A 19,133-nucleotide genomic window follows, 5' to 3' on the forward strand; every position below is an offset into this window, starting at 1 on the left:
CAGACCGATCTGTGTCATTACATAAACATTTTTGTACATTTTCAAAGTTATATAATGTTTAAAAAATTTTAGATAAATATTTTGGGGATAAGAGTTAGATGGATAAAGCGGCTATATATAGGTATTTATGGAAAAATATAAATGTTTGGTAATTTATATATTTAAAAAGTGAAGGTTTATAAGAGTGAGTATATAAATTTCTATATTTGTTTATCTGTATCTATAAATATGCTTTATACATTAATAAAAAACCACATATTTGGTTGTAAATTTTTAATTATTGGGGAAGTGTATGGAGTTAGAAACAGCTTTACAAGTAGCAAGAAGCCCATTTTTCCATGAAATTACCAGAAAATAACAAAAGGACCTACATTTCTTGCTTGACTCTTATTTTCTTTGTGGTATACTTAACTAGTAAAGAATTAACCGGTTAATCAGAAAAGGAGAACAATGAGTCAGTTAGCACATGAAATTGATCGTTTTTTAAATGAAATTATTTTAAAATCTGAGAATCAACATGAGATTTTAATTGGGTCTTGCACGAGTGATGTGCCATTAACCAATACTCAAGAGCATATTTTGATGTTGTTATCTGAGGAATCTTTGACAAATTCAGAGTTAGCAAGGCGCTTAAAGGTTAGTCAGGCGGCGGTAACAAAGGCTATCAAGTCATTGATTAAGAAAGAAATGTTGGAACCATTTAAAGATGCGAAAGATGCACGCATCATTTTTTATCGTTTGACAGAGTTGGCGAAGCCAGTCGCGGCTGAACATCAGCACCACCATCATCATACGATAGAAATCTATGAAAAAATTGCTAATCGATATAGTTCTGATGAACAAGCGATTATTCAACAATTCTTAGAAACCTTAGTGGGAGAAATCGGAAGATGAGGTATATCACAGTTGAAGATTTGTCTTTTTATTATGACAAAGAGCCTGTGTTGGAGCATATCAACTACTTTTTAGATAGTGGCGAGTTTGTAACTTTGACGGGAGAAAATGGCGCTGCAAAGACGACCTTGATTAAAGCTAGTCTCGGAATTTTACAGCCTCGGTTTGGAAAGGTAACAATTTCTAAGACAAATACGGCTGGTAAAAAGTTGCGGATTGCTTATTTGCCGCAGCAAATTGCTAGCTTTAATGCGGGATTTCCAAGTACTGTCTACGAATTTGTCAAATCCGGTCGGTATCCGCGTAAGGGATGGTTCCGTCATTTAAATGCTCATGATGAGGAGCATATCAAAGTCAGTCTAGATGCCGTTGGTATGTGGGAACATCGAGATAAGCGGATAGGTTCACTGTCAGGGGGACAAAAGCAACGAGCGGTTATAGCGCGCATGTTTGCTTCAGATCCGGATATTTTTGTCTTGGATGAGCCAACAACAGGGATGGATGCTGGTAGTAAGGATGAATTTTATGATTTGATGCACCATAGTGCGCATCGGCATGGAAAAGCTGTTCTGATGATTACACATGATCCAGAGGAAGTCCGAAAATATGCAGACCGCAATATCCATTTAGTGCGAAATCAAGATTCGCCATGGCGCTGCTTCAATGTTCATGAGAGTGACAAGGAGGTGAGCCGTGTTTAATTTACTAACTTATGATTTTATGCAACGGGCTTTTCTGGCTGTGATTGCTATGAGTTTGTTCTCACCTATTTTAGGAACGTTTTTAATTCTACGTCGTCAAAGTTTGATGAGTGATACACTTAGTCATGTGTCGCTTTCAGGAGTTGCATTTGGCTTGGTATTGGGTATTTCACCTACAATTTCAACAGTCATTATTGTTATGGTTGCAGCTGTTTTCTTAGAATATCTGCGAACCATTTACAAAGATTTTATGGAAATCGGAACGGCTATTTTAATGTCAACAGGACTTGCTATTGCTTTGATTGTGATGAGCAGAGGTAAAAGTTCCAGTTCCATGAGCTTAGACCAATATTTATTTGGTTCTATTGTCACGATTAGTACGGAACAAGTGATCTCACTATTTATTATTGCGACGATCGTACTTATTTTGACTTTTCTCTTCATTCGTCCGATGTATATTTTGACCTTTGATGAGGATACAGCTTTTGTAGACGGTCTACCTGTGCGTACTATGTCTATTCTATTTAATATTGTGACAGGTGTTGCGATTGCTCTCATGATTCCAGCGGCAGGTGCGCTGTTGGTATCTACCATTATGGTGTTGCCGGCAAGTATTGCTTTGCGACTTGGGAAAAATTTCAAGTCGGTCATTTTATTAGCGAATTTTATCGGATTTGTAGGTATGATTGCTGGATTGTATATTTCTTACTATGCTGAAACGCCAGCCAGTGCAAGTATTACGATTATTTTTGTCGGCGTATTTTTACTAGTGAATCTATTAAAAAAATTTATCAAATAGGAGTGAAAAATGAAGAAAATTGGTCTATTAGTAGCAAGCTTGCTAAGTCTCTTTTTAGTGGCTTGTTCCAATCAAAAAAGCGCAAATGGGAAGCTAAATGTTGTGACAACATTTTATCCAGTTTATGAGTTTACTAAGCAAGTGACAGGTGATACTGCTAATGTTAAGTTGCTAATCGGTGCAGGGACAGAACCACATGAATATGAACCTTCTGCTAAGGCAGTTGCAACGATTCAAGATGCAGATACTTTCGTTTATGAAAATGAAAACATGGAAACTTGGGTGCCAAAATTGCTTAAAACTTTGAAAAAAGGTAAAGTGAATGTGGTGAAGGCGACTGGGAAGATGTTGCTACTGCCTGGTACAGAAGAGGAAGGAGATCATGATCATGGTAAAGAAGGACATCATCATGAATACGATCCCCATGTATGGTTATCACCAAAACGTGCTATTAAAATGGTGGAAAATATTCGTGACAGCTTAAGTAAACGCTATCCTGATAAGAAAGCGACTTTCCAAAAGAACGCAGCAGCTTACATTAAGAAATTAGAAAGTCTGGATAAAGAATATGCAACTGGTTTAGCAAATGCAAAACAAAAAAGTTTTGTAACGCAACATGCTGCTTTTCGATATCTTGCGTTGGATTATGGTTTGAAACAAGTTCCTATTTCAGGACTTTCACCAGATAGTGAGCCTTCAGCAGCGCGTTTGGCTGAGTTGACAAAATATATTAAGAAAAACAATATTAAGTATATCTATTTTGAAGAAAATGCTTCTCAAGCATTGGCTTCTACATTGGCAAAAGAAACAGGTGTGAAGTTAGATGTCCTTAATCCGCTTGAAAGTTTGACTGAAAAGCAAACAAAAGATGGAGCAGACTACATTTCCATCATGCAATCAAACTTGAAAGCTTTGAAAAAGACGACAGATCAAGCTGGTACTGAAATTTCTGCTGAAAAAGAAAAAAATACAAAGACTGTACAAAATGGCTACTTTGAAGATAGTGCTGTCAAAGACCGTACTTTGTCTGACTATGCAGGTCAATGGCAATCAGTTTATCCATACTTACAAGATGGCACTTTAGACCAAGTATTTGATTACAAGGCAAAATTAACTGGTAAGATGACAGCTGCTGAGTACAAAGCGTATTATGAAAAAGGCTATAAGACAGATGTGTCTCATATCAATATCACAGATAAGACTATGGAATTTGTAGTCAACGGACAAAAGAAGAAATATACTTATAAATATGTTGGCAAGCATACATTGACGTACTCTAAAGGAAACCGAGGCGTGCGTTTCATGTTTGAAGCGACAGACCCAGATGCAGGTAAGTATAAATACGTTCAATTTAGCGACCATAATATTGCACCAACAAAAGCAGCGCATTTCCATATCTTCTACGGCGGTGAAAGTCAAGAAGCACTTTTCAACGAATTAGAAAATTGGCCAACTTACTACCCAACTAAATTAAGTGGACAAGAAATTGCTCAAGAAATGCTGGCGCATTGATGCACGATGAAAAGTGTATGCAAGAAGTTTGAAAAATAGGAAATTCATTTTAAGGGAGTCGCCTTATAGTTTATTTTCCTATTTATTTAAGGCTTTAGTCCATGTCAGTTAAGAAGAAGCAAAGAAAAAATTACTGCTTTCTATACAAAATGAGAAAAATCGAGTTGAGAAATCTTCTCGATTTTTTGCTTGACAATTTCTGATTACAGATGTAAGCTATAAACAAATTGAAAATTACAAGTGTAATCAGAAAAGAGATAAGAAAGAATGGAACACCAAAATATTAGTCAGGCAGAGTGGCAAGTTATGCGCGTACTTTGGGCATATCCTCATATTAGAAGCACGGAAGTGATAGAGCGGCTAGAAACTGATTTTGCTTGGAAGCCCGCTACTGTCAAAACTTTACTGAATCGTTTGAAAACCAAAGAATTTATTTCAATGGAAAAAATTGAAGGAAAATTTTATTATGATGCTTTGGTTTTAGAAGATGAGCATTTGCAAAATAGCTGGCGCACCTTGCTTGATAATATGTGCAATACTAAACATGGTGATTTAGTGATTTCAATATTAGAAAGCAATCAATTCAGTCGGAAAGATTTGTCTCGTATCCTAGATGTTGTAAAAGAAAAGCAGGTACAAGCTCCTAAAAGGGTTCAATGCAATTGTCCACCAGGTCAATGTACGTGTGGTAGGGATTGTCAGGATGAAATGAATCGCCTCTAATCAAATAGCGGAGTAAAAAAATGGAAAATGATAAAAAAGAGTATAAATTATCTGGAATGACTTGTGCAGCTTGCGCGATGACCATTGAAATGGTAGTCAAAGAACTTCCAACAGTAAAAGAAGCTACTGTGAACTTGGCAACGGAAAAATTGACAGTTTTTCCAAAAGAAGGATTTACAAGCGAGCAAGTCTTAGAGGCTGTGAAAGAAGCTGGCTACCAAGCGGCAGAAAAAGGAGAACAAAAGCCGTCTGATTATGCAAAACAGGTCGCGGAAAAGAAAGAAAATGTACGTCATATGGCACGCCGGATTTGGTTTGCGGTAGGAGTTACCATCCCCCTGCTTTATATGTCAATGGGGAGCATGATTGGTTTACCTCTCCCGGCTTTCTTAGACTCCAGAGCTCATCCGATAACTTTTGTTTTGGTACAACTGCTCCTGACTTTACCAGCTATTGGGATAGGACGAGGCTTTTATACACGTGGTTTTCGGAACCTAGCAAAACGGCATCCCAATATGGATAGTTTAATTGCTGTGGGAACGAGTGCAGCTTTTCTTTATAGCTTATACTCGGTTGTTCAAGTTTTATCGGGGCATTATTCTTTTGTACACCAGTTGTATTTTGAATCAGTTGGTGTAATTATCACTCTTGTTTTACTGGGGAAATATTTAGAAGGCAATGCTAAGGGCCGAACCTCGCAAGCGATTCAAAGTTTGATGAGTCTGGTACCTAGCCAAGCGACTGTTGTTCGTTATGGGGAAGTTGTGACAATTGATACCGAAGACATCAAGCTTGGGGATATTGTACGGATTAAACCAGGAGAGAGGATGCCAGTTGATGGTATCGTTGTTTCTGGCCAGACTTATGTGGATGAGTCTATGATGACAGGGGAAAGTGTTCCTGTTGAAAAAAGTATTGGAGATCGAATCACGAGTGCTACGGTAAATCAAACGGGTTCTATTGACTATGAAGCAAGCAAAGTTGGATCAGACACGACCTTAGCCCAGATTGTCCATTTGGTGGAGGAAGCACAAGGGTCAAAAGCACCTATTGCGGCTATGGCAGATAAAATTTCGCGCTACTTTGTACCCATTGTCTTACTTTTAGCAATCTTGGCGGCTCTAGCGTGGTTCTTTGTAGCAGGCAAAAGTCTGCAATTCTCACTCTCTATTTTCATTGCTGTTCTAGTCATTGCCTGTCCTTGTGCACTGGGGTTAGCCACACCGACAGCTATTATGGTAGGCACAGGAAAAGGAGCTGAAAATGGTGTCCTTATCAAATCTGGACAAGTTCTTGAAGCAGCTCGTATGGTGAATACTGTTGTCCTAGATAAGACAGGAACAATTACGGAAGGAAAGCCCAGTTTGACTGATGTACTGACCTTCGGTACTATTTCACGAGGGGATTTATTAAGTTTGATTGCAAGTAGTGAACAACATTCAGAGCATCCACTAGCGACAGCCATTTTGCAAGCAGTTCAGGCAGAAGATGTATCTTTGACTCCAGTGACAGATTTCCAAGCAGTTTCAGGAAAAGGGATCGTGGCTCAAGTTAACGATCAAGAGATTTTGATTGGGAATGAAAGTTTGATGAAACAATACCAAGTTGAGTTGGGGGAGTATATTTCTGACTTGATTTCCTTGTCTCATCAAGGAAAGACAGCTATGCTTGTCGCTTTGGATAAACACTTAGTTGGGATAGTAGCAGTTGCTGATCAAATCAAAAAAAATAGCCGTGAAGCTATTTCTGAATTGCAAAAAATGGGTTTAGAAGTGATAATGTTGACAGGTGATCGTGAGGAGACAGCTCAAGCTGTTGCAAGAGAAGCTGGTGTTCATCAAGTGATTGCAGGAGTATTTCCGGACGGCAAAGCAGCTCTAGTCAAGGACTTGCAAGTAAAAGGGAAAAAGGTTGCTATGGTAGGTGATGGAATTAATGATGCACCTGCTCTGGTACAAGCTGAAGTTGGGGTTGCTATTGGCTCGGGAACAGATGTGGCCATCGACTCGGCTGATATTGTCTTAATGCATAGTGACCTGTTAGACGTGGTGACGGCCATCCGGCTCAGCCAAGCTACGATTAAAAATATCAAAGAAAATCTTTTCTGGGCTTTTGCCTACAATACCCTAGGGATACCAGTCGCAATGGGGTTCTTGTATATATTTGGGGGGCCGCTGCTCAATCCTATGTTAGCGGGTCTTGCTATGAGTTTTAGCTCAGTTTCTGTCGTGACCAATGCATTACGTTTGCGACGTTTTAAACTAAAATCATAAAAGGAGTTCATCATGAAACAAATCGTCACTTTAGAAAATATATCTTGCCAAAATTGCGTGAAGCACGTTACCAATCACTTCCAAACACTAAAAGGGGTATCGGACGTTCAAATTGATCTAGATACAAAGGTTGCTACTGTAACTACTGATCACACTTACAGCGCAGAAGACTACCAAGCAGCACTCGCTAAAACAATTTATAAAGTTGTCAATGTTGCGTAATTAAAAACGGACAGGCAAATATACTGACGCCTGTCCGTTTTTAGTTTTCTTCCTTTAATCCCTCTTCAAAACTTTCGGAAAATGCTTCAACACTAATTTTTTCAAGTGTGAAAGGGTGTGTGAAAGTTAAGCGATGAGCATGAAGCATAAGGCGTCTTGCACCCTGTGGATTGTATAATGGATCACCGATAATAGGGTATCCGTGATGCGTAAGATGTACCCGAATTTGATGAGTTCGTCCAGTTTTAAGTTGGCAGTTGACGAGTGTTTTGTTTCTAAATTCTTTTAATCTTGTGACATGGGTTTCAGCGTACCGACCGTTTTTATTATCTACCAGTCTCTTTCGTCGATCGTGGCGGTCGCGTCCGATTTTATCCGTATAGGTTTGGCTCTTTTGGAGAAATGTCCCTTGCACTAAAGCCCAATATTCACGTGAAATATTTTTGTCTTCCAGCAGTCGATTTAAGATAGGGAGGATAAATGGATTTTTAGCAAAAAGGACAGCCCCACTAGTTTCCTTGTCCAAGCGATGAACGACATAGCAGGTATTGCCAACATAAGCAGAAACATGATTTAAAAGTGCCAGCTCCGTCGGTTCATTAGCATGTGTTTTCATACCTTCAGGTTTGTTGACAATGATGATGTGTTCATCTTGATATAATTCTTCCACAAGATCAGCTTTACCCATTAAAATAGACTTTTCCGGATAATCTTCTTTATCGAACATTAACGTGATTTCGTCAGATGGATGAACAATACTCTGCCAATTGATTGACGCTTGATTGATTAAGACATGTCTTTTGATACGTAAAAAATGGCGAATTTTACGCGGGATTAAAAAGTGTTCTTCCAGCAATTCTTTGACTGTCATCTCTGGCAGATCTTGTGGAATCGTAATTGTAAAATGCATGATTTTATTGTAACAAAATAGTAGATGATTGCAAATAGTCAGCTAATTCTTGAACAATTTCTTAAAATTTTCTAAACTACAAGCCTAATGAGAGGTCCTTTCTTGTCTGGATATGGAGAAGGTGATAGAATAAGGATATGAAAAAATTGAGTGAATTATTTGAAATAGTAGTGAATCATTTTAAAAAAGATGGTCCTGAGCGCAACCACCAAGAGGTGACAGAGGCGGAAGAAAGCGAATCGCATTTGAGCCGTTCTGGAAAAAGTCGGAAAAAGCCAATTTCTCAACATCCATTTCGTCGATTTTGGCGTCGCTATCATCTAACGAAAATTGTTTTGATTCTGGGACTTGGTTTTGGTTTGGTGACAGGAGGCTATCTCTTTTATGTTGCCAAATCCACTAACGTCAATGACTTGCAGAATGCGTTGAAAGCAACAACTGCAATTTATGATAAGGATGGAAAAAAAGCTGGAAGTTTGTCGGGGCAAAAGGGTACTTACGTAGAATTGTCCAAAATTAGTCCGAACTTACAACATGCCGTCATTGCGACAGAAGACCGTTCCTTTTATAAAAATAGTGGCATTAACTATGGTCGTTTTATTCTAGCAGTCTTAACAGCTGGGCGTTCTGGTGGTGGTTCTACCATTACACAACAATTAGCTAAAAATGCTTACTTATCTCAGGATCAGACCATTGAACGGAAGGCAAAAGAGTTTTTCCTAGCTTTAGAATTAACTAAGAAATATAGTAAAAAGCAGATTCTCACTATGTACCTCAACAATTCTTACTTTGGGAATGGTGTATGGGGAGTAGAAGATGCTTCTAAGAAATATTTCGGAGTATCTGCTAGCCAACTGACACTAGATCAAGCAGCTACCTTAGCAGGAATGCTCAAAGGACCGGAACTATATAATCCGCTTGCTTCTATAAAAAACGCAACGAATCGACGCAATACCGTTTTACAAAATATGGTAGCTGCTGGTTATATTAATCAAGCAACTGCTAACCAGTCTACCGCTATTGGTCTGGGCAGCCAGTTGAGAGATGCTTATACTGGGAAATCGGCAGATTATCGTTATCCATCTTACTTTGATGCAGTTATCAATGAAGCAGTACGTGATTATGGATTGACAGAATCTGATATTGTCAATAATGGCTATCGTATTTACACAGAGCTAGATCAAAATTATCAAGCTAGCATGCAAGTCATTTATGACCGCAAAGATTTGTTCCCACAAGCAGCAGATGGTACGAGGGCCCAATCTGGCAGCGTAGCACTAGACCCTAAAACGGGAGGAGTTCGTGCGCTTGTCGGGCAAATCAATAGTACGAGTGCTAATTTCAGAAGTTTTAATTATGCTACACAATCCGCAAGAAGTCCTGGCTCCACTATTAAGCCATTAGCAGTTTACAGTCCCGCAGTTGCAGCAGGTTGGTCCATTAATAAAGAGTTGGACAATAGCACAACGACTTATGGGAATTACACTGTGAACAATTACGGTGGTATCAAGTCTAGTCCGACTGTACCAATGTACCAAGCTTTGGCTCAATCTCTAAATATTCCCGCAGTTGCAGCTGCCAATGAATTGGGGCTGAAAAAGGTTTTTGAATATGGTAAGAAATTTGGCCTGAATATGGATAAAGTAGAGCAGACCCTTGGGGTAGCTCTTGGTAGTGGCGTAACAACTAATCCGCTGCAAATGGCACAAGCCTATTCTACTTTTGCAAATAATGGGGTTATGAATGACGCCCATTTGATTACCAAAATTGAAAATGCTAGTGGACAAGTCGTTAAAACTCATAAATCCACCTCGACTCGAGTACTCAACCGCTCAACAACAGAAAAAATGACCAGTATGATGCTAGGAACATTTACCAATGGTACAGGTGTTTATGCTGCTCCTTATGGCTATACTATGGCTGGGAAGACAGGAACGACAGAAACTAACTTTAATCCAGATTTATCAGGAGACCAGTGGGTCATTGGCTACACGCCGGATGTAGTCATCAGCCAGTGGCTAGGTTTTCCAAAAACAGATGAAAATCATTATCTTACAGGGACCAGCGCTAATGAAGCCTCCGCTATTTTCCGAAGTCTGGCAAACAGTATTTTGCCGTACACAAATGGCACGAAGTTTGGTGACAAAAATGCTTATGCTAAAAATGGCATCGCACCGGTGGACACGGCTGGTACGAATAATACTAGAAACCAAGGTGGTAGTAATTCAGATATCTTGAAAGATGTGCAAGATAAAGCTAAGAATCTGGTCGACCAAGCCAAAAAGGCAATCGATGATGCCAAAATTTCTGAAAAAGCAGGGAATCTTTGGGATGCTGTTAAGAGTTGGTTCCGATAGACTTGTCAAAAATTAGCTTTCCTGATATAATAAAAAAGATGGAGGCGTTATGGCACTAAAAAAAGCAAGTCTGGCGTGCACGGTTTGTGGATCGAGAAACTATTCAATTAAGTTGAGTAGTACGCCAAAACCAAAACGTCTGGAAGTAAATAAATATTGTAAACATTGTAGTAAATATACGATTCATAAAGAAACTAGATAGGAGAAAGTTGTGAAATTCATCAGAGATACATTTCAAGTGTTAAAAGATACAACTTGGCCAACTAGAAAGCAAAGCTGGGTAGATTTTATCTCAGTTATGGAATATACCGCTTTCTTTGTTGTTATTATTTATCTTTTCGATCTCTTTGTCACAAGAGGTTTAGTACGATTGTTAAATATCTTTTAATTTTTAACCTGCTTGCTATTTGTCAAGTAGGTTTTTATTGTAAAAAAATAACGATAAAAAGGTTGTATTTGTTATTTTTATGGTATAATAGGGCTAGAAAGAAACCGAAGCCCACAGGCTTTTTTATTTAGGAAAGGAAGAACTCATGGACAGTTTTGATAAAGGCTGGTTTGTTCTGCAAACCTACTCGGGTTATGAAAATAAAGTAAAAGAAAATCTTTTGCAACGTGCGCAAACCTACAATATGTTGGAAAACATTTTGCGCGTGGAAATCCCAACACAAACGGTACAAGTAGAGAAAAATGGAAAAACGAAAGAAGTTGAAGAAAATCGTTTTCCAGGTTATGTCTTGGTAGAAATGGTGATGACAGATGAAGCGTGGTTTGTCGTGCGGAATACACCGAATGTAACAGGATTTGTTGGCTCACACGGGAACCGCTCTAAACCAACTCCGCTCTTGGAAGAAGAAATTCGCCAAATCTTGATTTCAATGGGCCAAACTGTTCAAGAATTCGATATTCATGTGAAAGTTGGCGATACTGTGCGTATCATTGATGGAGCTTTTGCAGATTATACAGGTAAAATCACCGAAATTGATAATAGCAAGGTAAAAATGATTATCTCTATGTTTGGCAATGACACGGTTGCAGAAGTTAATCTCAGCCAAATTGCAGAGCTATAATTCCTTGAAAAACATAAAAAGGGTTGGGAAAAATTTTCCACTCTTTTTATATGCTATTTTAGCTTACTTGCAAGTTTTAATATTCTCTCTAAGAGCTTATGCTCTTGATAATGATAGATTTCCAGTTATTGAAAACGAATACATAATTCTTTGAAAATGTTAGAATAAGGATTGATAGAACAAAAAATCATCTTTAAGGAGAAGTTGTGAAGACTATTTTTGAAAATCAAGAAGTCAAATTGAACCGTAAGAATGGAAGTACGGTCATTGTTAGAAATGATGGTTTTTCTTATCTAGATGCAAAAAGTGAAAAGAAAAATCTGAATATTTCATTTGACAAAGTTTCTACTATCTTGTCACTTCGTTATTGTAACTCTAATTCAAGTTATAATCTCATTTTTCGAGATAAAAATGGAAAGAATATGGCTGAATTTGATACAGATACCACCATTTACAATAATGGCCATAACATTTTGGAAACGAAAGCAATCCTACTGGCTTTTGCAGCAAGTAAACTTACAAAAGATTTCCCAAATAACCTAAGGGATCTTGATATAATACTGGCTTTTAGCATGAAAGAAAAAGAAATCCGTATTGCTAGTGGTATTATTTATGGCTCAAAGCATAAAATTAGTATTGAAGATATTCGTAGAGTACAATGTGTAACAAATGGTACGATTTCAAATCTTGCACTGTACAAAAGTGATAAAAAGTCATTTTGGGATATTCCTGATATGAAGGTTCCTTGTAATGAAATTACTTTACCTTTATTTGAAGCGATTGTTACTAAAAATATAGGGAAGGGAATAGATTTCAGTCGTGGAAACGGTTTTGATCAAAAGACTTCTGAATTTATGATTATTCGTTATATGGATGCTAACTTTTTTGTCAATAGTGATGGAACTCTTGATAAAGAATGGCAAAAACAAATCTATGATAGAATGAGTGCATACAAATATGACCTTGCAACTTTATTAGAAGGGGTACTGTAGATTGAGAGTATAATTTTTACATATAAGTTGCCTTGTAGAGATAGGAAAAGGAAATGAAATGAACTTTAGTCAGCTATTACAGTAAGTAATCCGTACAGAATTACGTGAATAATATAGAAGCGGTCAGTAATGTCCGCTTTTTATGTATAAACAAAATAAAGTGTTACCAAATAGATAGCCTCAAATTTATTCCCAGATTAGTTTCAAAGTAAAACAAAAAGCCTGATTTTACAGGCTTTTTGTTCGGTTGATTCCTGACAAGTCAGGTATTGAAAGGCGGTAGACGGATTTGAACCGACGATCAAGCTTTTGCAGAGCCGTGCCTTACCACTTGGCTATACCGCCACAACTTTTATTATTTTATCGTAAAAAATCGTTTTCGTCAAGAGTGTAGATTTGTTTCTCTCGGTAAAATTGTAGCGCTTCATCACCTAAGATTAAACTCTAGAATAAACGGATGGAGATTGAGAAGACTATAAAAAAGTAGAATACCTCTTGTAAAATAGAAGAACTTTTGATATGATAGTAGATGTCGTGTAATCGGCAAATACTCATTTCAGATGAATTGTGAAATTGTTGCCTACGGGTGATTTTGCAAGTTGAAATCTGAAAGAGGAAAAAAACAAAAAGGAGATCTTACTCATGGCAGTAATTTCAATGAAACAACTTCTTGAGGCTGGTGTTCACTTTGGTCACCAAACTCGTCGCTGGAACCCTAAGATGGCGAAATACATCTTCACAGAACGTAATGGTATCCACGTAATTGACCTTCAGCAAACTGTAAAATTTGCAGATCAAGCATATGATTTTATGCGTGATGCTGCTGCTAACGATGCGGTTATCTTGTTTGTTGGTACCAAAAAGCAAGCTGCTGATGCTGTAAAAGATGAAGCAGAACGTGCAGGTCAATACTACATCAATCACCGTTGGTTGGGCGGAACCCTTACCAACTGGGAAACGATCCAAAAACGTGTTGCTCGTTTGAAAGAAATCAAACGCATGGAAGAAGACGGAATTTTTGACGTGCTTCCTAAGAAAGAAGTCGCTCTTTTGAACAAACAACGCGCTCGTCTTGAAAAATTCTTGGGTGGTATTGAAGAAATGCCTCGCATCCCAGACGTAATGTACGTTGTTGATCCACATAAAGAACAAATCGCTGTAAAAGAAGCTAAGAAGCTTGGTATCCCAGTGGTTGCGATGGTCGACACAAATACAGATCCAGATGACATTGATGTGATTATTCCAGCAAATGATGATGCTATCCGCGCTGTTAAATTAATCACTGCGAAAATGGCTGATGCGATTATCGAAGGGCGCCAAGGTGAAGATAACGTTGAATCAGTAGAAGCAGAATTAGCTGCAACTGATACACAAGCTGATTCTATCGAAGAAATCGTTGAAGTTGTTGAAGGCACAAACGAATAATCAAGTAACGAACCTATGGGGCGGGGCCTAGCCCTCCCCTTTTTATTCAATCAAATCGTAATATCTTAATTGGAGGATCAAAATGGCAGAAATTACAGCTAAGCTTGTAAAAGAATTGCGTGAAAAATCTGGTGCTGGTGTCATGGATGCTAAAAAAGCACTTGTAGAAGTAGATGGCGATATCGAAAAAGCAATCGAATTGCTACGTGAAAAAGGTATGGCAAAAGCTGCTAAAAAAGCAGATCGTGTTGCTGCTGAAGGACTGACTGGTGTCTATGTGAGTTGCAATATCGCTGCTATCGTTGAAGTGAATTCAGAAACAGATTTTGTAGCAAAAAATGCTCAATTTGTTGAATTAGTAAACGAAACGGCTAAAGTGATTGCAGAAGGCAAACCAGCGAACAATGAAGAAGCACTTGCTTTGATAATGCCTTCAGGAGAAACGCTTGAAGCTGCTTATGTTAGTGCAACTGCTACAATTGGAGAAAAAATTTCATTCCGTCGTTTTGCAGTTGTTGAAAAAGCAGATGATCAAGTATTTGGCGCATACCAACACAATGGTGGACGTATCGGAGTTATTACTGTTCTTTCAGGTAGTGACGAAGATCTTGCAAAACATGTAGCAATGCACGTTGCCGCTATGAAACCTTCCGTTCTTTCATACAAAGAATTGAGCGAAGAATTTATCCATGATGAATTGGCGCAAATGAACCATAAAATTGACCAAGACAATGAAAGCCGTGCAATGGTTGGTAAACCAGCACTTCCACACTACAAATTTGGTTCTAAACTTCAATTGACAGATGAAGTGATTGCACAAGCTGAAGAAGATATTAAAGCAGGTCTTGCGGCTGAAGGTAAGCCAGAAAAAATCTGGGACAAAATCATCCCTGGTAAGATGGATCGCTTTATGTTAGATAACACAAAAGTCGACCAACAATATACACTTTTAGCTCAAGTTTATATTATGGATGACAGCAAAACTGTTGAAGCATTCCTTGAAAGTCAAGGTGTTACAATCGCTGGCTTCACACGTTTTGAAGTGGGTGATGGTATTGAAAAAGCTGCCAATGATTTTGAATCAGAAGTAGCTGCTACGATGGCTGCTGCACTTGGACAAAACTAAGTTAATCAATTATGTAATAACAAACAAAAGGTTAGAGAACAGATGAAGTTCTCTAACCTTTTTTAGCTGCGGTTACTATTTTACAATTCTTTTAGTGAATCCCTTGTGAGAAATAACTAAATCGATAAGGATTAAAATAATCAAGGAGATGAGTAGATAAGTAATTTCGGAGTAGGTAAAAGCGATTCGGTAAGTTTGTGTAAAAAGAACAGCAAAGACACTGATGACAATGATGGCTAAATCAATTATCCATTTTGTTTTTGGTTTTATTGAAGACGGTTCAAATAAAAACGGGGCAAACAAACAGGCGACTAATGTAGCGACTTGAACATCTACATAGTTAGCAGAAATAATTGTAAAAAAGAACAAAGTTGAAAACCACCAAACCAGTACATGACGTGTATATTTGAACCAATCCATTTTCATTCATTTGGCCTCCTTTATTGATATCGTCAAATTTTCATCTATATTATAACGCTTTAAAATTAAAAGGCAAGCGTTTACACTTAAATTGTTACTAGTAGATAAGCTTTTTCACTTGCTTGAATAATCAGACTTTTCAGTTTTTCATTTAGCGCTTTCTCTTTCAAAAATGGAAGAATTTCGGTATAATATTAGTCAAAGATAGTCAATGTCAGTTGCAGATATGATTTTTGGAATGAGGTCTAAAGGGAAGGAGTTGGCATGAGTAGTAAAAATACATCAGATAGTATTGAAGAATATATTAAAACTCTTTTGGCGCAGGCAGGAATTGCAGAGTTGAAGCGAAGTGAGATTGCAGATGTTTTTCAAGTTGTTCCTAGTCAGATAAACTATGTAATAAAGACACGATTTACAGAAAGTCGTGGCTATATTGTTGAAAGTAAGCGTGGTGGAGGTGGCTACATTCGGATTGGTCGAATTGAATTTTCCAATCACCATGAGTTGCTTTGTGATTTGTTGCATAGCGTTGGTGAGCAGATTAGCCATCAGGTCTTTACAGATATTATTCAGCTGTTATTTGATGAACAGATCATGACAGAACGAGAAGGGAACCTTCTTTTAGCAACGACAACAGACAGGGTATTGGGGACAAATGCTGCACAGATTCGTGCGCGGATGTTAAAGAAAATTTTACAGCAAGTTGATAGAAAAGGGAAAAACTAATATATGAAATATTCAAAAGCTTTGACAGAAAGTATTGAATCAGCACAGTTATTAGCAAGTCATTTTGAAACGGATTATTTAGAGTCTTGGCAGCTGTTGATTGCTATGGCAAATAATCCTTATAGTGTTGCTGGTTCAGTTTTAAATGATTACCCACTTGAAATTGATGATTTTGAAAAGGCAGCTTTTCATATCACGGGGAAAGTCTATCAACAAGAGGGAGACTTTACTATTTGGCCGTTTTCTTATCGCATGAAAGTGCTATTTTTGACTGCTGAACAAATTGCAGGGGCGGTTCATGCTAATAATCTTGGGACAGAGCATATATTGCTAGCTATGTTATTTGACCGAGGAAGCTTGGCAGCGCGTATTCTTGAATTTATTGGTTTTAGTTACGAAGATAAAGAAGGCGTTTTGCGCATGACAGATCTGCGGAAAAATTTAGAGCATAAGGCCAGCTGGAATAAAGAGGATTTAAAGGCTATTCGTCACCTAAATAAAAGTGCTGCAGCAACAAGACAAACGATGGCTAATATGATGGGAATGCCTCCTGCAACCAGTGGCGGACTAGAAGATTATACTCGTGATCTAACTGAAATGGCTCATATGGGCCTTTTAGAACCGGTCATTGGGCGGGATAAAGAGATTTCTCGCATACTTCAGATTTTAAGTCGTAAGACAAAAAACAATCCGGTTTTGGTAGGAGATGCAGGAGTTGGGAAGACAGCATTAGCTCTGGGTTTGGCGCAACGTGTGGCAGATGGTCAAGTTCCAAATGAGCTTGCAAAGATGAGAGTTTTAGAGCTAGATTTAATGAATGTGGTGGCTGGAACTCGTTTTCGTGGTGATTTTGAAGAACGGATGAACAATATTATCAATGATATTGAAGCAGATGGGCATGTTATTCTCTTCATTGATGAGCTTCATACCATTATGGGGTCTGGCAGCGGGATTGACTCGACATTAGATGCAGCAAATATTCTCAAGCCGGCTTTGGCTAAAGGAACGCTCAGAACGATCGGTGCAACAACACAAGAAGAGTACCAAAAATATATCGAAAAAGATGCAGCTCTTTCACGAAGATTTGCCAAGGTTACTATTGAAGAACCAACGGTAGCTGACAGCATTGCTATTTTACAGGGACTCAAGAAAAGTTATGAAGATCACCACAAGGTCGTGATTACGGATTCGGCAATTGAGACGGCTGTTAAGTATGCGCATCGTTACCTGACTAGTAAACATCTACCTGACTCAGCGATTGACTTGCTAGACGAAGCTGCTGCAAGGGTACAAAATAAAAGCCCGCAAAATCACGTAAAAGCAGAATTGAGTGCAGCAGATGAGGCTTTAATGGCAGGCGATTGGAACAAAGTTGATACGTTGTTGGAGAAAGAGAGTCAGCCAATTGTTTATAAATTAAGGGTGAAAGACGAGGATGTTTTAGCAACACTCAGCAGTTTATCAGGTATTCCTGTGCAAAAGTTGACACAAACAGATGCGAAGAAATACCTCAATTTAGAAAAGGAACTGCACAAGCGGGTCATTGGACAAAATGAAGCAATTTCTGCTATTAGTCGAGCGATTCGGCGCAATCAATCCGGTATCCGCACTAGCAAGCGTCCAATTGGCTCCTTTCTGTTCTTAGGGCCAACTGGGGTCGGAAAAACTGAGCTAGCTAAGGCTTTGGCAGAAGTTCTCTTTGATGACGAAACAGCGTTAATTCGTTTTGATATGTCCGAATACATGGAGAAATTTGCTGCTAGTCGTCTCAATGGAGCACCTCCAGGCTATGTTGGTTATGAAGAAGGGGGAGAATTAACTGAAAAGGTGCGTAATCGTCCTTACTCTGTGCTCCTCTTTGATGAAGTGGAAAAAGCTCATCCTGATATTTTCAATGTGCTGCTCCAAGTCCTAGATGACGGGGTTCTGACGGATAGCAAGGGCCGTAAGGTAGATTTTTCCAATACTATTATCATTATGACCAGCAATCTTGGTGCGACAAGTTTACGGGACGATAAGACGGTTGGGTTCGGAGCAAGAGATGTTCGCTTTGATCATGAAAATATGGAAAAACGAATGATGGAAGAGCTAAAGAAAGCTTATCGTCCAGAATTTATTAACCGAATTGATGAAAAGGTTGTTTTTCACAGTTTGACTAGCGAAGACATGCAGGAAGTGGTGAAAATTATGGTGCAACCGCTCATTTCTAGTCTTGCAGAAAAAGGAATTAAACTCAAATTCCAACCGAGTGCTTTGAAGCTTCTAGCTCAAGAGGGCTATGATCCTGAAATGGGAGCTCGTCCATTGCGTCGAATTCTACAAACTCGAGTGGAAGACCATTTATCAGAATTACTTTTATCAGGTGAGTTAAAAATGGGGCAAAGCTTGAAAGTCGGTGTCAAGGCTGGAAAATTGAAGTTTGAAGTGCTCTGAGTTTCTATTCGAAGCATTCATCAGGGAGTAGATAAGGTGTTTTAATATGAACATTCGTGAAATGATAGAAGAAGATTACGATCAAGTTTACCAATTATGGCTGTCATGTGCAGGTATGGGCTTAAATCATTTGGATGATTCTAAGGAGGGGATTGCACAGTTTCTAAAAAGGAACCCTCAAACTTGTCTGGTAGCAGTAGAAAATCAAATAATTATTGGAGCGATTTTAGTTGGTTTTGATGGTCGAAGGGCATATATCTATCATACAGCTGTTCACCCGAATTACCGTAGGAGAGGGATTGCTCGACAGTTGGTTGAAACAGTTTTAACTGTCTTAGATGAGTTGAAAATTCATAAGGTTGCCTTGGTTGTCTTTAAAAGGAATGAAGAAGGAAGCAAGTTTTGGGAGAAATTAGGATTCTCTGTTCGAGAAGATCTCATTTATCGCAATCAGGCAAGGATTGAAATGGTTCGGCTGGATACCTAGTAGAAATGACTAATAAAAAACATCAACCATTTAGGAATAATTTCCCAGATGATTGGTGTTTTT

Annotated in this window: 19 protein-coding genes and 1 tRNA gene; 17 read left to right on the plus strand and 3 right to left on the minus strand. The window is 38.4% G+C overall.

Annotated features, from left to right (window positions below):
* The first annotated feature begins 450 nt into the window (after positions 1-450).
* The 7 genes from PCY10_RS08080 (at position 451) to PCY10_RS08110 (ending at position 7,124) form a co-directional block, all read left to right on the plus strand.
* A complete protein-coding gene (locus PCY10_RS08080) occupies positions 451-894 on the plus strand; it encodes a zinc-dependent MarR family transcriptional regulator (protein ID WP_003074891.1) in 444 nt (147 codons plus the stop codon).
* Positions 891-1,595 carry a metal ABC transporter ATP-binding protein gene (locus PCY10_RS08085; protein WP_021002318.1) on the plus strand — a complete coding sequence of 235 codons (705 nt, stop codon included), beginning with the start codon at positions 891-893 and terminating at the stop codon, positions 1,593-1,595. Before PCY10_RS08080 ends, PCY10_RS08085 begins: the two co-directional genes overlap by 4 nt.
* Positions 1,588-2,394 (plus strand): metal ABC transporter permease, encoded by an 807-nt coding sequence (locus PCY10_RS08090; protein ID WP_003074889.1) that lies wholly within the window; start codon positions 1,588-1,590, stop codon positions 2,392-2,394. The genes PCY10_RS08085 and PCY10_RS08090 overlap by 8 nt, the downstream gene beginning before the upstream one ends.
* A 9-nt stretch (positions 2,395-2,403) precedes the next feature.
* Positions 2,404-3,906, plus strand: coding sequence for a zinc ABC transporter substrate-binding protein AdcA (locus PCY10_RS08095; protein ID WP_021002319.1), 1,503 nt, complete (start codon positions 2,404-2,406; stop codon positions 3,904-3,906).
* Between the two features lie 267 nt (positions 3,907-4,173).
* Positions 4,174-4,629 (plus strand): CopY/TcrY family copper transport repressor, encoded by a 456-nt coding sequence (locus PCY10_RS08100; RefSeq protein WP_003074887.1) that lies wholly within the window; start codon positions 4,174-4,176, stop codon positions 4,627-4,629.
* A gap of 20 nt (positions 4,630-4,649) precedes the next feature.
* Positions 4,650-6,902: a heavy metal translocating P-type ATPase gene (locus tag PCY10_RS08105; protein ID WP_021002320.1), complete on the plus strand. Its 2,253-nt coding sequence runs from the start codon at positions 4,650-4,652 to the stop codon at positions 6,900-6,902.
* 12 nt (positions 6,903-6,914) lie between these two features.
* On the plus strand, positions 6,915-7,124 hold the full coding sequence (locus PCY10_RS08110) for a heavy-metal-associated domain-containing protein (protein WP_021002321.1): 210 nt from the start codon (positions 6,915-6,917) through the stop codon (positions 7,122-7,124).
* A 40-nt stretch (positions 7,125-7,164) separates the two neighbouring features.
* Here the strand turns inward: PCY10_RS08110 and PCY10_RS08115 are convergent, their stop codons facing one another.
* The gene (locus PCY10_RS08115) at positions 7,165-8,034 is read right to left on the minus strand and encodes an RluA family pseudouridine synthase (protein ID WP_021002322.1); all 870 of its coding nucleotides are present in this window, start codon (positions 8,032-8,034) and stop codon (positions 7,165-7,167) included.
* Positions 8,035-8,171: 137 nt separating this feature from the next.
* On the opposite strand from PCY10_RS08115, the gene pbp2a reads away from it, so the two are divergent.
* The 5 genes from pbp2a to PCY10_RS08140 all read left to right on the plus strand — a co-directional run bounded on the left by pbp2a (position 8,172) and on the right by PCY10_RS08140 (position 12,453).
* Positions 8,172-10,391, plus strand: coding sequence for a penicillin-binding protein PBP2A (gene pbp2a / locus PCY10_RS08120; RefSeq protein ID WP_021002323.1), 2,220 nt, complete (start codon positions 8,172-8,174; stop codon positions 10,389-10,391).
* Positions 10,392-10,440: 49 nt separating this feature from the next.
* The gene (gene rpmG, locus PCY10_RS08125; RefSeq protein ID WP_003074882.1) at positions 10,441-10,593 is read left to right on the plus strand and encodes a 50S ribosomal protein L33; all 153 of its coding nucleotides are present in this window, start codon (positions 10,441-10,443) and stop codon (positions 10,591-10,593) included.
* Between the two features lie 9 nt (positions 10,594-10,602).
* Complete coding sequence (secE, locus tag PCY10_RS08130) at positions 10,603-10,779, plus strand: preprotein translocase subunit SecE (protein ID WP_003074881.1); 177 nt, start codon at positions 10,603-10,605, stop codon at positions 10,777-10,779.
* 145 nt (positions 10,780-10,924) lie between these two features.
* A complete protein-coding gene (gene nusG / locus PCY10_RS08135) occupies positions 10,925-11,461 on the plus strand; it encodes a transcription termination/antitermination protein NusG (RefSeq protein ID WP_003074879.1) in 537 nt (178 codons plus the stop codon).
* A gap of 206 nt (positions 11,462-11,667) precedes the next feature.
* Complete coding sequence (locus tag PCY10_RS08140) at positions 11,668-12,453, plus strand: hypothetical protein (RefSeq protein ID WP_021002324.1); 786 nt, start codon at positions 11,668-11,670, stop codon at positions 12,451-12,453.
* A gap of 274 nt (positions 12,454-12,727) precedes the next feature.
* Here PCY10_RS08140 and PCY10_RS08145 read toward each other — a convergent pair.
* Positions 12,728-12,798: transfer RNA gene (locus PCY10_RS08145), tRNA-Cys, on the minus strand.
* 297 nt (positions 12,799-13,095) lie between these two features.
* Between PCY10_RS08145 and rpsB the strand changes: the two genes are divergently transcribed.
* Positions 13,096-13,878 (plus strand): 30S ribosomal protein S2, encoded by a 783-nt coding sequence (rpsB, locus tag PCY10_RS08150; RefSeq protein WP_003074779.1) that lies wholly within the window; start codon positions 13,096-13,098, stop codon positions 13,876-13,878.
* A gap of 82 nt (positions 13,879-13,960) precedes the next feature.
* On the plus strand, positions 13,961-15,004 hold the full coding sequence (tsf, locus tag PCY10_RS08155; protein WP_021002325.1) for a translation elongation factor Ts: 1,044 nt from the start codon (positions 13,961-13,963) through the stop codon (positions 15,002-15,004).
* Between the two features lie 75 nt (positions 15,005-15,079).
* On the opposite strand, the gene PCY10_RS08160 is transcribed toward tsf, so the two are convergent.
* A complete protein-coding gene (locus tag PCY10_RS08160) occupies positions 15,080-15,430 on the minus strand; it encodes a hypothetical protein (RefSeq protein ID WP_009567828.1) in 351 nt (116 codons plus the stop codon).
* 258 nt (positions 15,431-15,688) lie between these two features.
* On the opposite strand from PCY10_RS08160, the gene PCY10_RS08165 reads away from it, so the two are divergent.
* The 3 genes from PCY10_RS08165 to PCY10_RS08175 are packed head-to-tail and all read left to right on the plus strand — an operon-like array spanning position 15,689 to position 19,070.
* Positions 15,689-16,150 carry a CtsR family transcriptional regulator gene (locus PCY10_RS08165; protein WP_003077510.1) on the plus strand — a complete coding sequence of 154 codons (462 nt, stop codon included), beginning with the start codon at positions 15,689-15,691 and terminating at the stop codon, positions 16,148-16,150.
* Between the two features lie 3 nt (positions 16,151-16,153).
* Positions 16,154-18,583, plus strand: a complete 2,430-nt coding sequence (locus tag PCY10_RS08170) for an ATP-dependent Clp protease ATP-binding subunit (protein WP_021002326.1) — start codon at positions 16,154-16,156, stop codon at positions 18,581-18,583.
* Positions 18,584-18,629: 46 nt separating this feature from the next.
* The gene (locus PCY10_RS08175) at positions 18,630-19,070 is read left to right on the plus strand and encodes a GNAT family N-acetyltransferase (RefSeq protein ID WP_301558980.1); all 441 of its coding nucleotides are present in this window, start codon (positions 18,630-18,632) and stop codon (positions 19,068-19,070) included.
* Positions 19,071-19,133 lie beyond the last annotated feature (63 nt).

It is taken from the genome of Streptococcus sp. SI1 (assembly GCF_030439945.1).
Taxonomy (GTDB): domain Bacteria; phylum Bacillota; class Bacilli; order Lactobacillales; family Streptococcaceae; genus Streptococcus; species Streptococcus intermedius.